This window comes from Solwaraspora sp. WMMD937, assembly GCF_029581175.1.
Taxonomy (GTDB): domain Bacteria; phylum Actinomycetota; class Actinomycetes; order Mycobacteriales; family Micromonosporaceae; genus Micromonospora_E.
On record NZ_CP120738.1, the window covers coordinates 1,169,288 to 1,184,538 of the forward strand.

The following is a 15,251-nucleotide window of genomic DNA, read 5'->3' on the forward strand; positions in this document are numbered from 1 at the left end:
TCACGACCCGAAAGGAACGGATTTCCGACACAACCGGTGAGGTGCGGTGCCCTCCGGGCACCCTTACAAGCTCATCAAGCGTCGGCCAGCCCAAGATCACGAGCGATGATCATTCGCTGGATCTCCGAGGTGCCCTCGCCGATCTCGAGAATCTTCGCGTCGCGCCAGAATCGCGCGACCGGGAACTCGTTCATGAAGCCGTAACCACCGTGGATCTGGGTCGCCTCCCGGGCGTTCTGCACGGCGCACTCGCTGGCGTGCAACTTCGCCACCGCGGCCTGACGTTTGAACTGGTCACCGGCGAGCATCCGGGCGGCCGCGTCGTAGTAGGCCAGCCGGGCGGTGTGCGCCCGTACCTCCATGTCCGCGATCTTGAATTGAATCGCCTGGTACCCGCCGATGAGCTGGCCGAATGCGCGGCGCTGACCCGCGTACCGGACGGACTCGTCGACACACCCCTGCGCGAGGCCGACCGCGAGGGCGGCTATCGCGATCCGCCCCTCGTCAAGAATCTGGAGGAATTGCGCGAACCCCCGACCCCGCTCACCCAGCAGATTATCGGCCGGAACCCGGCAATCGTCGAACGTCAACTCGTGGGTGTCCGAGGCACACCAGCCGACCTTCGAGTAGCCGGGCGCGACGGTGAACCCCGGCGTCCCGGCCGGCACGATGATGGTGGACAGTTCCTTCGACCCGTCCGGTCTGGTCCCGGTCACCGCAGTGACCGTCACCAGTGAGGTGATGTCGGTACCCGAGTTGGTGATGAACGCCTTCGAACCGTTGATCACCCAATGGTCGCCGTCGCGCACCGCCCGGGTGGCCGTCCCCCCGGCGTCGGACCCGAATCCCGGCTCGGTCAGCCCGAAACCGGCCAACGCCACCCCGCTGACCAACTCCGGCAGCCACCGCTCGCGCTGCTCCGGGGTGCCGAACCGGTAGATCGGCATCGCACCGAGCGAGACCGCCGCCTCCAGCGTGATGGCCACACTGGAATCGACCCGGGCCAGCTCCTCCAGCACCAGGCAGAGCGCGAAGTAGTCGCCGCCCATCCCGCCGTACTCCTCCGGAAACGGCAACCCGAACAGCCCCATCTTGCCCATCTGGCGGACGATGTCGTACGGGAAGGCGTGCCGCTGGTAGTAGTCACCTATCACCGGCGCGATCGCCTCGCGGGCGAACTCGCGGACGCTCTCCCGCAGCGCCTCCTGCTCGTCGGTCAGCCTGAAGTCCATGCTCAGATCCTTTCTGGAGGACTCGCAGCCCGGTCGGCTGTCACTGGCACCGGTCGCCGCACCCGCGGTGCCGCTAGACCGGGGTGACGCCGTGCCTGCGGTGGGAGAACTGCCGGTCCCGGCCGGCGGCCGCCGCGTACCGCCGGACCAGTTCGGCACGCAACTGTTCGGGCCGGACGATGTCGTCGACGACGAGTTCGCTGGCGAGCCGGGTCAGATCGATGTCGCGCTCGTACTCGGCGCGGCGGGCGGCGACGAAGCCGGCCCGCTCGTCGGGATCGTCGATCGCCGCGATCTTGTTGGCGTAGACCGCGTTGACCGCAGCCTCCGCGCCCATCACCGCGATCTTCGCGGTGGGCAGGGCCAGGGTGGCGTCCGGCTCGAATCCGGGGCCGGCCATCGCGTAGAGCCCGGCACCGTACGCCTTGCGGACCACGACGCAGATCTTGGGTACGGTGGCCTCCGAGATCGCGCTGATCATCTTCGCGCCGTGCCGGATGATGCCCTGTTTCTCCACGGCGCTGCCGACCATGAAGCCGGGCACGTCGGCCAGGAACAGCAGCGGTACGTTGAACGCGTCGCACAGCTGCACGAACCTGGTCGCCTTGTCGGCGGAGTCGACGAACAGCACCCCACCCTTGAACATCGAGTTGTTGGCGACCACGCCGACCACCTGGCCGGCCAGCCGGCCGAAGCCGACGGTCAGCTCGCGGGCCCACAACGCCTGGATTTCCAGGAAGCTGCCCTCATCGACCAGTCCCTTGACGAACCGGCGCATGTCGAACGCCTGCCGTTCGCTCGCCGGCACCAGCGCGGCCAGGTCGACCCCGGCCGGCGGATCGCCGGCCGCCGTCGCCGGTGGCGGCTGCCGCCAGTTGCCCGGCAGGTAGGACAGGTAGCGGCGGACCACGTCGAGCGCGTCGTCCTCGGTCTTACACAGGAAGTGCCCGACGCCGGACTCGGCGCAGTGCACCCGGGCACCGCCCATCGCCTCCAGCGTGGTCTTCTCACCGGTGACCATCTCGACCATCCGGTCCGAGCCGAGGTACATACTGGCGTTGCCCTCGACCATCGCCACCACGTCGCAGAACGCCGGAATGTAGGCACCGCCGGCGGCCGACGGCCCGAACAGGGCGCAGACCTGCGGGACCGCCCCGGAGGCCCGGACCTGGTTCCAGAAGATCTTGCCGGCACCGCGCCGGCCGGGGAACAGGTCGACCTGGTCGGTGATCCGGGCCCCGGCGGAGTCGACCAGGTAGACCATCGGCAGGCCGGCGTCGTACGCCCGCTCGATGATCCGGATGATCTTCTCGACGGTACGGGCGCCCCACGAGCCGGCCTTGACCGTGGAATCGTTGGCCATCAGGCAGACCTGGCGGCCGTCGATGGTGGCGGTGCCGGTGATCACGCCGTCGGCGGGCAGCCCGTCGGCGAGGGCGTTGGCGTACCGGCCGTCCTCCACGAAGGAGCCCGCGTCGACCAGCCGGTCGACCCGTTCCCGGGCGAACATCTTGCCCCGGGCGGCGTTGGCCGCATGGTACTTCTCCGCACCGCCGGCCCGAATCCGCTTGTCGAGCCGATCCAGCGCCTCACCGTTCAGTGTCACGCCGCCCCCTCGCCGCAGCCCGTACTAAACGATCGTTAGGCTACCGTACGGCGGTCGCCCTCGCGACCCCCCGCCAGCGGGTCAGCTGGTCGGGGTGAGCCGGGTACGGGGGCCGGCGCGCAGCACCCCGGACGGAAGTTGCCGGCCGACCAGTTCCTCGGCCAGTTCGGCGGCGGCCAGCAGGGCATCCAGGTCGATCCCGGTCTCGACGCCCATGTCGTGCAACATGTGCACCACCTCCTCGGTGGCCACGTTGCCGCTGGCCCCGGGCGCGTACGGGCAGCCGCCCAGCCCGCCGACGCTGGCGTCGAACTCGGTGACCCCCAGCTCCAGCGCGGCCAGCAGGTTCGCCAACGCCGTACCCCGGGTGTCGTGGAAGTGCAGCAGCACCGGTACGGCCGCCTGCCGGTCACGCACCGCCGTGACCAGCTCGCGGACCCGGCGTGGGGTGGCCATCCCGGTGGTGTCGCCGAACGCCACCCGGTCCGCGCCGTCGGCCACCACCCGGTCGACGATGCCGGCCACCCGGTGCGGGTCGACGTCCCCTTCGTACGGGCAGCCGAAGCTCGTCGCCACGATCACCTCGACGTGCGCCCCGGCGGCGTGCAGCAGCGCAATCAGCTCGGCGATGTCGTCCAACGACTCGGCGGTGCCCCGGTTGACGTTGCGCCGGTTGTGCGTGTCGCTGGCCGACACCACCACTTCGATCTCGGAGAAGTCGGCGTCGAGTGCCCGGCGGGCACCTCGCAGGTTCGGCACCAGCGCCGAGTAGCGCACCCCGGCCACCCGCCGGGCCCGCTGCCACACCTCGTCGGCGTCGGCCATCTGCGGGATCGCTTTCGGATGGACGAACGAGACCGCCTCGATCCGGCGTACGCCGGTGCCGGACAGCGCGTCCAGCAGGCGGACCTTGCCCTCGGTCGGGATCGGCTGCTCGTTCTGCAGGCCGTCACGCGGCCCGACCTCGCGGATCGACACGGACTCGGGAAGGGGCGTCGCTGCCATCAGTCCAGCATCCCGCGCCCGTGCCGTCCACTCAATGGGATCCGGTGAAGGTCACCGCGCCCGCATCCGGCCGACGATGCCGGTGTCGTAGTCGCCGGAGACGAACTCCGGGTGCTCCAGCAGCTCGGCGAAGAACGGCAGGTTGCACTTCGGCCCGGCCACCTCGAACCCGGCGACCGCGGCCCGGGCCCGGGTGATCGCCTCGGCCCGGTCGGCGCCGGAGACGATCAGCTTGGCCATCAGCGAGTCGTAGAACGGCGTGACGGTGGTGCCGGCGGCGTACCCGGAATCGACCCGGACCCCGTCGCCGGTCGGCTCCGACCAGGCGGTGATCGCGCCCGGTCCGGGCAGGAAGCGTTTTGGGTCCTCGGCGTTGATCCGCAGCTCGATCGCGTGCCCGCGCGGCGCGAGGGTGGCCGGGTCGAACGTCGGCTCCAGCCCGGCGGCCACCCGCAGCTGCTCCTCGACCAGGTCGACGCCGTAGACCAGCTCGGTGACCGGGTGTTCGACCTGCAGCCGGGTGTTCATCTCCAGGAAGAAGAACTCGCCGGTGGTCGGGTCGAGCAGACATTCGACCGTGCCGGCGTTGCGGTAGCCGACCGCCTCCCCGGCCCGTACGGCGGCGGCGAGCAACCCGGCCCGGATCTCGTCGGTCACCGCTGGCGACGGCGACTCCTCGGCGAGTTTCTGGTTGCGCCGCTGCACCGAACACTCCCGCTCGCCGAGGGCGACGACCCGGTCGGTGCCGTCGGCCGTACGCCAGCCCAGGATCTGCACCTCCACGTGGCGTACCCGGGGGAAGTAGCGCTCGATCAGCACGGACCCGTCGCCGAACATGCGCGCGGCGAACGCCCGGACCTTGTCGAACTCGGTCCGCAGCGCGGCGTCGTCGGCCGCGACGCCCATGCCCATCCCGCCGCCGCCGGCAGCGGCCTTGACCATCACCGGGTAGCCGATGGTCGCGGCGGCGTCGAGTGCGGCCTCGACGGTCTCGGCGGGCTCGGTGCTGCCGGCGGCCACCGGGACCCCGGCGGCGGACATCAGGTTCCGCGCGTTGATCTTGTCGCCCATCGCCTCGATCGCGTCACCACCGGGCCCGACCCAGGTCAGGCCGGCGGACTCGACCGCGCGAGCGAAGTCGGCGTTCTCCGACAGGAACCCGTAGCCGGGGTGGATCGCCTGCGCGCCACTGCTCCTGGCGGCGGCCAGGATCGCTCCGGTGTCGCGGTAGCTCTGCGCCGGCTGCGCGGGCCCGACGCAGATCGCCTGGTCGGCCTCGGTGACGAAGGGCATACCGGCGTCGGCCTCGGAGTGCACGGCGACGGTCCGGACCCCCAACCGTCGGGCGGTTCGGATGATCCGCCGGGCGATCTCGCCCCGGTTGGCCACCAGCAACGACTCGATCATGCCTCTCCTCGCGGGGTGCGGCGCCCGCTGCCGGGCGCGGGGATGGGCCCGGGGTGCTGCTCAGCCGTGCAGGGCGGCGAGCGTGGCGGCTCGCAGCAGCGTGGCCCGTCGTTCCCGGTCGACCTCGCCGCCGAGGAAGGGGGTGGAGTTCATCAGGCCGAACGCGGCGTGCGCCAGCACCCGGGCCTCGGCCGCGTCGAGATCGTGCCGCAGCGCGGTGAGCACCGCCACCCACTCCTCGACGTAGAGCCGCTGCAGCCGCCGGATCCGCCGACGCGGCTCCTCCGGCAACCGGTCGAGCTCGTGCAGGTGCAGGGCGATGACCGCCGGGTTGGCCAGGGCGAACTCGACGTGGAACTCGATCAGTGAGGCGAGCGCGGCGGTGGCTTCGCCGGGCCGCGCCGCGACCCGGGCGCGGCCGCCGTCGAGCAGCTCCTCGCTCACCGGGATGAGCGCGGCGGCGAGCATCGCCTCCTTGCCGGCGAAGTGGTGGTAAAGAGCGGGACCGGTGACCCCTGCGGCGGCACCGATGTCGTCCATCGACACGCCGTGGTAGCCGCGGGCCGCGAAGAGCCCGACCGCGATCTGGAGAATCTCGTCGCGACGTGAGCGTCGCCGTGGCGCGCCCGGGTCCGCCCCGTCCGTCGTTGCCGCCTGCTGATCTACCGTCACCTGGCCAGCCTAACCGTGTGTCGAGCCGAATTGAACGACCGTTCAGTCACCGAGATGCCGCCGACTGATTCTCCGGTGTCCACGCTGACCCGACGCCCGCCGATCACCGTACCGTCACCGACGCCGAGTCTCACCCCCGGCGGAGCCCCGCCAGGTGCCGGCTGGGAGCGCGAGCCCGGTCAGGTGCCGGCTGGGAGCGCGAGCCCGTCGACGACCCGTGCGTTGGGCAGTACCCCCAGCGCCGGACCGGGAAGCACGATCTTGCTGCCCCGCACCCCGGAACCGATCACCACGTGCGGCACCGCCACCACCCGCGCGTCGACCAGGATGGGCCACTCCGGCGGCAGCCCGATCGGGGTGATCCCGCCGTACTCCATCCCGGTCGTCTGCACCGCGTCGGCCATCGGAGCAAAGCTCGCCTTACGGGCGTCGAGCAGCCGACGGACCGTCCCGTTGACGTCCGCCCGGGTGGTGGCCAGCACCATGCAGGCGGCGTACCGGACGACACCACCCCGCTTGCCGGCGATCACCACGCAATTGGCCGACGCGTCGAGCGCTACCCCGTACGCGGCGCAGAAGGCCGCCGTGTCGGCGAGTTCGGGATCGATCGACGCCACCACCACGTCATCCACGTCGACCGGCACCTCGGCCGACCACTGCTCAACGGCGGCCGCCACCGGCGGGGCCACCAGGTCGAGTCGGCCCCGGACCGGTTCAGTCTGCAGTTTCCCCAGCACGTCCGCCATCATGCACCCGACGGCCGGTGAGCCGTGCCGAGGGGCACCGGTCACCCGGGCGCGGTAGATTGACCGCCGCTGCCACCGCCTACCCGGCCCGCCGCCGGGAGCGGCACGGCATCGTCGGACAACCCGCCGAGAGGTGATCGTGGCTGCCCCGAGGGCGAGCGTCGTCGTACCCGTCTACAACACCGAGGCCTGGCTCGGCGCGGCCCTGGCGTCGATCGACCGTCAGCCGCGAAGGACCGAGCTCGAGGTAGTCATCATCGACGACGGCTCCACCGACTCGTCGAGCGAAATCGCCCGCGACTACGCCCGGCGGGCGCCGGGGGTCAGATACGTCCGGCAGGACAACGCCGGTCTCGGTGCCGCTCGCAACCATGGGGTACGCCTGGCCACCGGCAACTACCTGGGCTTCCTGGACTCCGACGACCTCTACCCCGACGGCGGGCTGGACCACCTGGTCGACATCGCCGAGCGGGCCGGGGCGCCGGTGGCGGTCGGCGACATGCACGGCTTCCCGCCCCGGCCCAGCCCGCCCTGGCGGGCGGAGATCGTCGGGCCGGCCCGCACCATCGGGTCCGTCGCCGAGGCGCCGCTGCTGATCGGCAACCCGTCGGCCTGCAACAAGGTGTTCGCCCGCGACCTGGTCGACCAGGTCGGGGCCGAGTTCACCGAGGGCAGCGCGTTCGAGGATGTCCTGTTCACCGTCCCGCTGCTGGTCCGCTCCCCGCTGACCGCGCTCAGCCCGCGACTGGTCTACCTCTACCGGCAACGCGGCAACGGCTCGTCAATCATGGAGGGCCGGTTCCGGCCGGTGAAGATCATGCAGCATCTGAACATCATCGAGCGGCTGGTCGCCGGTAGCTCCGACGTCGCGCCCGAGGTGGCCGGGGCGATCGGGCGGTGGGTCGCGTACATGCAGCTGCACTACGCCGGGCGGGCCGCCGACGCCCTCGACGACGGGCAGCTGACCGATTTCACCCGCCGGATGGCGGCGCTGCTGGCCGACGTACCGGTGCCGGTCGCCGCCGAGTTCAGCCGGAACCCGCACGCCGGGCTACGCGCGGTGGCCCTTTACGAGCAGGACCCGGACGGAGTACGCCAGCCCCGGCACGCCGGCCCGGTACGGCTGTGCGGTGGACAGCTCTACCTCGACCATCCGCGCTGGGACCGCTACCGTGACCTGCTGCGGGTACCCGCGCCGACCGTCGGTGTGCACCACGTCCGTCGTGGTGGCCCGGCCGGCGACGAGGTGGTCCGGTTGACCGGGTGGTGCGGCCTGCCCGGCCCCGGCGGCGCGCCCGGCGACCAGCGGGACGACCTGGTACTGGAGATCGGCGACACCCGGTTGCGGCTGCCGCTGACGGTGGCTGACGGCAGCGGCGGCCGGCTTCGTTGGCGGGTCGACGTACCGCTGGCCACGCTGCCCCGCGGCCGGTACGCGCTGCGGATCGTCGCCCGCGACGACGGTGCCGAACTGGTGCTCCCGCCGGCACCGGGCGCGCCCGGCACCCGGGCGACGCTGACCGCCCGGGGGCGTGCCGTGTGGGTCGCACCCGGCCGCCGTGGGCTGCGTCTGGTGGTCTCGGACCCGCTGGTCACCGCCGCCGCGACACCGGCAAGGTGGAGCCGGATGGCCCGCTACCAGGCCGGACGCGCGGCGCGGCGCGGGGTCCGAGTGGCCCGCCAGGGCCGCCAACGGCTGCGCCGCCTGGCCGCCCGCTGATACCGACCCGCTGATACCGACCGATCGCTGACGTCGACTGGCGTCGACTGGCCGGCGGCCGGTCAGGGGTCCTCGGCCAGCAGGTCGGCGCGGCTGTCGCCGAGCAGTTCCCGCAGCCTAGCCAGGGAACGCCGGCTCTGCGTCTTGACCACCGACACCGAGACGCCGAGCGTCTCGGCGACGGTCTCGACGCTCTGGTCCTCCCAGTAGCGCAGCACCACGATCGCCCGGTCGCGGGGCGGCAGACAGCCGAGCGCGTCGATCATGGTGACCCGCAGATCGGGCCGGGCGGACCGGGCCGGATCCCCGTCCTCACCAGGGCTGGCGATCGGCAGCTCCCGGGCGCTCAGCCGGCGGCGGTGGTCGAGCACCACCCGTAGCAGCACCTTGCGGCTGTACGCCTCCAGATTGTCGAACCGGGACACCCGCTGCCACGCGGCGTACATCTTGGCCAGTGCCGTCTGGGTGAAATCCTGGGCCAGATGCCAGTCGCGGCACATCAGGTAGGCGGTGCGGCGCAACCGTGGCGCGGCGGCCGAGGCGAACGCGGCGAACTCCTCCTCCACCGCCCCGGACGGAGCCCGGTCCGCCGTCCTCGACCCGTCCAGGAACGTTGACGCGGATACCGCCTGGTCGACGGCGGGTCGCGGCCTGCCCGCCACATGTCCGGGCAGGATGATCTCAGCCGCGCCGTACACGCTGCACTCCCATGCCTGGGCACCCTCCCCGGTGTGGACCTGCCGGTGTCCGACCCCTGCTGAGATAGACGTCGCATGGGCGACGATCGGTGACATGGGGCGGAAAGTCCCGGACGTTCGCCATCTGGTCACCAGCTGTTAGCCTTTTGCCAGGGCCCCCTTCCCCTACCCGACGGACGATGTCGGACCGACGGTTGCCCCCCGCCGCCGGACCGACGCACCGACGTACGTGGAAGGCGCGCTGCACCGATGGCACTGCTGAGCTTGATCATCCCGGTGTTCCGGGTCGAGAAGTACCTCGCAGCGTGCCTCGACTCGGTCCTGACGCAGCGTCGGGCGGGTGTGGAGATCGTGGCGGTGGACGACGCCTCTGATGACGGGTCCAGCGCCATTCTGGCCAGCTACGCACAGCGACACCCCGAGATCACCGTGGTCACCCTGGACCGCAACAGCGGGCTAGGCGCCGCCCGCAACGCGGGTATCGCCCATGCCAGCGGTCGCTACGTATGGTGCGTGGACAGCGACGACTGGTTGCCGGACGGCTCGCTGGACGCGGTCGCCGACCGGCTCGAGCACACCGACCCGGACATCTTGATCACCGGGTACTCCCGGGTCTATCCCGACGGCCGGGCTGAGGAACATCCGGTCACCGGCATCGCCCCGGGCCGCCAGCTTCCGGAGGTCTTCCGCTTCGCCGACGAGCCGGGGCTGCTCGACGTGCTGTGGATCGCCTGCAACAAGATCATCAAGCGGGACCGGCTGATGGACACCGGGATCACCTTCCAGTCCGGCTGGTACGAAGACGTCTCGTTCGTGATCCCGCTGCTGGTCGCCATGGACCGGATCGCCGTGCTGGATCGCGACTGCTACGCGTACCGACAGCATTACGACGGCGCGATCACCCGGACGGTCAGCGACCGGCACTTCGACGTCTTCGACCAGTGGCAGCGGGTCTTCACCTACCTTGACGCCCACCCGGGCCGGGCCGCCGGCGTACGCCCGTTGATTTTCGGTCGGATGATCTGGCACTGCCTGCAGGTGCTCGGACACCAGCACCGGGTCCCCAGGTCCCACCGGCGGCGCTACTTCCGGCGCGTCTGTGAGCTCTACCACCGGTACCGGCCGGCCGGCGGGTACCCGGTGCCGGGCAACGGCAACGAGACGGTCAAGCACCGACTCGTCGCGGCGAACGCCTATTCTCTCTATCGAACGCTGATGGCCATCTGGTCACTGCGCAAACGGTTGCTCGGCCGGGCCGACCGGACCAGTGGAGCTGCTGGAGCCGGTGGGCGGCCGACCACAGCCGGTCGGACACCGCCGTCAGCGGCGGCGCGGCCCGGCACCGTACCCGCCCGGGATGGTGCGGTCGACGACGAAGCCGAGGAGGGGGCGATCAGGTGAGGCGCGACGCCGGCTCCGACGCCTCCGCGCCGGCCGGTAGCCGGATCACCTGGCGCCTCACCGGACTACCGGCACCCCACCCCGCCGAACGCCTCGGCCGCGCGGTGGGGTTGCGGGTGCTGCGGATACCCGGTATCCGGCGCGCGTTGGTGGTAGCCGGCACCGTGGACCGGCTACGCGACCTGCCCCACCACCCGTCGGCCGGTCAGCCGGTACGCGCTGCCACCGTGGTCGTCGTCTGGTGGCGGTACCCGGGGCTTGGCTGGTCCGGCAACGTCGGCACCTTGCCGCAGCTGCGTCGGCACCGGGTCGGGCTGCCCAGGCTGCGCCGAGGCGCGGCCACCGTCCGGCTGGCGCTCGCCGCCCCGGTGCCGCTGCGGTCGGCGGTACGGGCGGCGCTGCGCGCATTGGACGGGTCTCGGCCGATGCCCTCCCCCGGCACCACCGGTGTCACCGCGCTTGGTCCCCCGCCGGCGTACCTGCCGGCGGGGGCGACCGTGCTGACCGCCGGACCGCTGCCGGAGCGCGACGAGATCCGCGCCCACGACCTGGTGCTCGACGGCCGGGACGTCAGCGGCCCGCAGGATCCCGGCCGGGATGCCACCGGCCCGCAGGGCGAGCGCGGTGCGGCGTACGGTGTCCGGTTGGCCGGCGCCGGGCACGCGGTCACGACGCCCGCTGGCGAGCGGCTCGTGCTGATCGACGCCGAACGGATCAACCCGCGTGGCCGGCTGGCTGCCGCGTACCGGCCGGAGGCGGCAGAGATCTCTCTGGAGTTCGCCCGCGCCGACCGGTCCGGGGCCAGCAGGTTCCGCGGACCGGTCAGTGGATCGTCCCGGTACGGGTCACTGACCGGCCCCGGGCTGGACGCTGCGGCGCTGGCCGCGCTGCGGCGGGTCCGCGCGGTGCACTGTCGGCTGGTGCCCGGTGAACATCCCGAGCAGACCGCCGGGCTGCTGGTGCAGCTCGCCGCGACCGGGGTGCTCGTGCACGCCCCGGTCCTGCCGCCCGCCGTGGCCGACCTGCTCGACCCGCAGTTACGCGTGCTCGTCACCGGACAGCCGCCCGGATCAGCCGGGCCGGACGGATCAGCCGGGCCGGACGGGTCGTTGACCGTCGAGGCGCGCAGCGTACGGCAGCGCCGGGCCGCGATGCGCGGCCACGCCGCAGGGTTGCGGCTGCCCGGCCTCGCCGACGGCGGGCTGCCGGCACTCGGTCGGCCGCCATCGGTCAGCGCGGTCCTGATCACCCGACGGCCGGAGCTGGTCACCACCGCGCTGGCCGCGATCATCACGCAGACCTATCCGGAGATGGAGATCATCCTGGGACTGCACGGCATCGAGTTGCCGGAGTCGGCCCGCCGGGCGTTGTCCGACGCGGGCCGCCCGTTCGAGGTGCTGCACCTGCCGGAGTCGGTCGACTTCGGCGCCGGGCTCGCAGCGGCCACCCGGCGCGCCCGTGGCACCCTGATCACCAAGTTCGACGACGACGACAGCTACGGCGTCGAACACGTCTGGGATCTGGTGCTGGCCCGGCACTACTCCGGGGCCACCCTGGTCGGCAAGGGTGCCGAGTTCGTCCACCTGGACGATCAGGGCGTCACCCTCCGCCGACGGTCCGGCATCCCGGAGGCGTACGGCGGAGTGGTCGCCGGTGGCACGATGCTGCTCGCCAAGAGCGATCTGGAGGCTGTGGGCGGCTGGCGCCCGGTGCCCCGCTCGGTCGACCTCGGGCTGATCGAGCGGCTCCGGGCGGAGGGCGCCACCATCTACCGCACCCATCCGCTCGGCTACCTCTACCATCGGCGGCCCACCGGGCACACCTGGGATCCGGGCGAGGCGTACTTCGTGGACAGCGCGTACTCCCGCTGGACCGGCGTCCCGGCGGAGGCGATGGGCGACGAGGTCACACCACCATCGACGGCAGCGGCCAGCGGCGCAGCCGGTGCGGCAACCAGACCAGCCGGTCGCCCACCTTCGTGACCAGCCCTTCCTCGCCGAACTCGCGGGCGATGTCCAGGTCGACAGTGGTCATCTCGGCACCGTCGAGCAGCTGCTCCAGCACCGCCAGGTACGCCGGGTCGTCGATGGTCAGCAGGTTGAGCCGACCAGCCCGCCGATCCCGGACCTGGACGAAGCCGGGGCCACGCCGGTAGGTGCACTTGTCGAAGTAGAACGCGTCCCGCCAAGCGGCAGCGGCCACCGTACCCGGGTCGGATTCAGGGTCGGCGCCGGCGGAGCCAGCCGCGTCAACGGAGCCGGCTGCGCCGACGATCTCGACCGTCGCTGGCGGACGCAGATGCCCGTACACCCGCCACAGGTCGCCGTCGCCGCCCGGCAGCCGTATCGACCAGTCCACCTCGATGGCGTAGCTGGTCAACTCGCGGACCAGGACGAGCCGGCGGACCGCGTCGGCCGCCGCCACCGAGCCGGCGGCGGTGAGGTCGACGACGCCGGGCAGCGCCACCTTGCGTACCCCCCGGTCGAGCCAGTCCGCGACGGTGTCGGCGGCGAGCCCGGTGAACTCGGCCGTGCCCAGGTCGATGCCGGGAATGTCGGCGACCGCCGGATCGTGGTCCCGGTGCAGTCGGACCACGACCGGCCCGGTCGGCGGTGCCTCGATGTCGGTGCTGATCAACGCGGTGCTCCTGTCAGACGGCGGTGAGCGCGGGCTCGGGCGTGGGGTGCCCGGCGGACGTGGCCGGATCCGTTGACGCGGCTTCCGCCTGCGCGGCGGCCCGCTCCTGGTGCAGGTGGTCGATGCGGAGCAGGTCCTGGTTCATCGCCTGCGGTGCGATCTGAATGAACTGGTCGGCGTCGCTGAACAGCAGGCCGAGGTCGCTCCAGCGGGCGAGCAGCGTGGCCACCGCCTCCTCCGACGCGGAGATCCGCCGGGCCAGTGAGGCGACGCTGTGCGGCTGGTCCAGCTGCCGGAAGGCGGCGACCTCGGTCGGATCCGTCAACCGCAGCACGTGCCAGTCGAACTGCCGCCGCTCGCTGACCAGCACGATCTCGGTGCCGAGGTCGTGGTGGGTCAGCCGGCTGCGGGCGTACTCGTGCTGCCAGCCGGTGACGGCCCGGTCGAGCGTCTCGGCGAGGTCCTCGTCGATGCCCTGGGTCGGGGTGTCGAAGATGTACGCCAGGTCCATCAGCTCCGACTCGGGCAGGTCGTAGATGAGCCGGTACTGGGCGGCCGGCCGCAGGTCGGTGAAGCCGAGTTCCGGCTTGACGAAGTACGGGCTGAACCGTTCGATGGCGATCCGGGTGCTGCCGTCGGGTGGGCAGAGGTGGTGCAGGGCCGGCATCTGGTCGATGATCGACTGGTAGTCGGCGTCGGTCTCGCCGGGGAAGCCGTACAGGTAGTTCCAGGCGATGGTGATGCCGCTGGTCTCCGCGTCGCGCAGCATCCGCACGTTGAGGCAGCCGGTCACCCCCTTGTCCATGATCTTCAGCACCCGGCTGTTCAGGTTCTCGATGCCTGGCTGGACGCTGACCAGGCCGGCGTCGGCCAGGGCCTGCACCTGCGGGCCGCGCATGTTCGACTTGATCTCGTACTGCAGCCGCAGGTCGTAGTCGGATTCGGCCAGCCGGGGCAGCAGCGAGTTGACGTAGCTCATGTCGAGGATGTTGTCGACGACGAACATGTCCAGCACCTGGTGGCGCTCGACCAGCCCGATGATCTCGTCGTAGAACCGGCCGGGATGCTTGCTGCGGAACTGCATGAACGAGCCGTTGAGCCCGCAGAAGGTGCAGTGGTGCTTCTCGCCCCACCAGCAGCCGCGGGCGCCTTCCACCACCAGCCGGGGTTCGACCCAGTTGTTCGCCTTGGAGCGGGCCAGCCGCTCGAAGTAGCCGGTGTAGTCCGGGCTGACGATCTCAGCCGGCGGCAGTGGTGCGGTGCTCATCGGGTTGGCCACGTGTCGGCCGTCCGGGGTGGCCCAGCACAGGCCCTCGATGCTGGAAAAGTCGCCCTGGTTGTCCGCTGGCGCGGCCGCCAGCGCGGTGAGCAGCCGGGGAAAAGCCGCTTCGCCTTCGCCGCGTACCACGAAGTCGATGAAGGAGAAGTTGCGGTGCAGCGCCGCGCCCTGCTCGCCGTCGCAGTTCGCCCCACCGAGGGCGGTACGGATCCGGGGGTCGAGTTTCTTCACCGCCCGGGCAGTCGCCAGCGCTGCGGTGTTCTGCTGGAACGTCGAGGTGAATCCGACGAGGTCTGGTGCCCGGTCGACGATCCGGGCGGCGATCTCGTCGATGAACTCCGGCGCGGCCCGGTGCAGGTCCATGTTGCGGCTCAGGTCGCGTTCGGACATCTGGCCCTGGACGACGCGGGTGAACTCGCTGACCCGCCATTCAGGGTCGTCGTAGAGGGCGGAGGAGAAGACCCAGTCACCGCAGCCGGAGAAGTAGGTGAACAGCGAATAGTAGTAGTAGTCGCCGAGGCCGAACTCACGTCGGTCGACCACCCAGTCGACGAAATCGAGGTTGGCGTGCATCACCTCGACCTCGGCGTCCGGCATCTTCTGGCGGACGCTGTTGGTGAGGATGCCCAGTGCCAGCGACGGGACATCGATCGATGACCACGGCATGTTGACCAGCAGGATCCGCATGTGCCCTTCCCTTCTATGCGAGCCGCTACCGACGATCCCGGTCAGCGCGGGTGTCGGAGGTGGACAGGTGTGCCGGAGGTACGGAGGCGGTCAGGACCCGGTGGGGTGGCGACGGCCACGGCGATGGGATGGAGGCGGTCAGGCGATGCCGGCCAGGGCGC

General features: G+C 71.4%; 12 protein-coding genes. 3 read left to right on the forward strand and 9 right to left on the reverse strand.

The genetic code is table 11. The features are described 5' to 3' along the window. Nucleotides 1-74: 74 nt before the first annotated feature. From O7621_RS05190 to O7621_RS05215, 6 genes are all read right to left on the reverse strand, one after another. Entirely contained in the window at nt 75-1,232 is a 1,158-nt protein-coding gene (locus O7621_RS05190) for an acyl-CoA dehydrogenase family protein (protein ID WP_282232970.1), read from the reverse strand. A 73-nt stretch (nt 1,233-1,305) separates the two neighbouring features. Continuing rightward, nucleotides 1,306-2,838, reverse strand: a complete 1,533-nt coding sequence (locus O7621_RS05195) for an acyl-CoA carboxylase subunit beta (protein ID WP_282232971.1) — start codon at nt 2,836-2,838, stop codon at nt 1,306-1,308. A gap of 81 nt (nt 2,839-2,919) precedes the next feature. Then, a complete protein-coding gene (locus O7621_RS05200) occupies nt 2,920-3,843 on the reverse strand; it encodes a hydroxymethylglutaryl-CoA lyase (RefSeq protein WP_282232972.1) in 924 nt (307 codons plus the stop codon). Nucleotides 3,844-3,894: 51 nt separating this feature from the next. Further along, nucleotides 3,895-5,250, reverse strand: a complete 1,356-nt coding sequence (locus O7621_RS05205; protein WP_282232973.1) for a biotin carboxylase N-terminal domain-containing protein — start codon at nt 5,248-5,250, stop codon at nt 3,895-3,897. 60 nt (nt 5,251-5,310) lie between these two features. Then, nucleotides 5,311-5,922, reverse strand: coding sequence for a TetR/AcrR family transcriptional regulator (locus tag O7621_RS05210; protein ID WP_282232974.1), 612 nt, complete (start codon nt 5,920-5,922; stop codon nt 5,311-5,313). A gap of 179 nt (nt 5,923-6,101) precedes the next feature. Further along, nucleotides 6,102-6,656, reverse strand: a complete 555-nt coding sequence (locus O7621_RS05215) for a YbaK/EbsC family protein (RefSeq protein WP_282234461.1) — start codon at nt 6,654-6,656, stop codon at nt 6,102-6,104. 151 nt (nt 6,657-6,807) lie between these two features. Between O7621_RS05215 and O7621_RS05220 the strand changes: the two genes are divergently transcribed. Then, a complete protein-coding gene (locus O7621_RS05220; RefSeq protein WP_282232975.1) occupies nt 6,808-8,388 on the forward strand; it encodes a glycosyltransferase family 2 protein in 1,581 nt (526 codons plus the stop codon). Between the two features lie 62 nt (nt 8,389-8,450). On the opposite strand, the gene O7621_RS05225 is transcribed toward O7621_RS05220, so the two are convergent. Beyond that, nucleotides 8,451-9,086, reverse strand: coding sequence for a SigE family RNA polymerase sigma factor (locus tag O7621_RS05225; protein ID WP_282232976.1), 636 nt, complete (start codon nt 9,084-9,086; stop codon nt 8,451-8,453). Nucleotides 9,087-9,335: 249 nt separating this feature from the next. On the opposite strand from O7621_RS05225, the gene O7621_RS05230 reads away from it, so the two are divergent. Both O7621_RS05230 and O7621_RS05235 read left to right on the forward strand, forming a co-directional pair. Continuing rightward, nucleotides 9,336-10,487, forward strand: coding sequence for a glycosyltransferase family 2 protein (locus O7621_RS05230; protein ID WP_282232977.1), 1,152 nt, complete (start codon nt 9,336-9,338; stop codon nt 10,485-10,487). Continuing rightward, complete coding sequence (locus O7621_RS05235; protein WP_282232978.1) at nt 10,484-12,469, forward strand: glycosyltransferase family 2 protein; 1,986 nt, start codon at nt 10,484-10,486, stop codon at nt 12,467-12,469. The genes O7621_RS05230 and O7621_RS05235 overlap by 4 nt, the downstream gene beginning before the upstream one ends. Here O7621_RS05235 and O7621_RS05240 read toward each other — a convergent pair. Beyond that, nucleotides 12,393-13,124 (reverse strand): DUF5825 family protein, encoded by a 732-nt coding sequence (locus tag O7621_RS05240; RefSeq protein WP_282232979.1) that lies wholly within the window; start codon nt 13,122-13,124, stop codon nt 12,393-12,395. The genes O7621_RS05235 and O7621_RS05240 overlap by 77 nt on opposite strands. Nucleotides 13,125-13,137: 13 nt before the next feature. Then, a complete protein-coding gene (locus O7621_RS05245) occupies nt 13,138-15,090 on the reverse strand; it encodes a RiPP maturation radical SAM C-methyltransferase (RefSeq protein ID WP_282232980.1) in 1,953 nt (650 codons plus the stop codon). Nucleotides 15,091-15,251 lie beyond the last annotated feature (161 nt).

Bases quoted from the DNA above. Each gene is read 5' to 3' on its own strand.
- O7621_RS05190 (WP_282232970.1), bottom strand. From the start codon at position 1,232: ATGGACTTCAGGCTGACCGACGAGCAGGAGGCGCTGCGGGAGAGCGTC.
- O7621_RS05200 (WP_282232972.1), bottom strand. From the start codon at position 3,843: ATGGCAGCGACGCCCCTTCCCGAGTCCGTGTCGATCCGCGAGGTCGGG.
- O7621_RS05205 (WP_282232973.1), bottom strand. From the start codon at position 5,250: ATGATCGAGTCGTTGCTGGTGGCCAACCGGGGCGAGATCGCCCGGCGG.
- O7621_RS05230 (WP_282232977.1), top strand. From the start codon at position 9,336: ATGGCACTGCTGAGCTTGATCATCCCGGTGTTCCGGGTCGAGAAGTAC.
- O7621_RS05245 (WP_282232980.1), bottom strand. From the start codon at position 15,090: ATGCGGATCCTGCTGGTCAACATGCCGTGGTCATCGATCGATGTCCCG.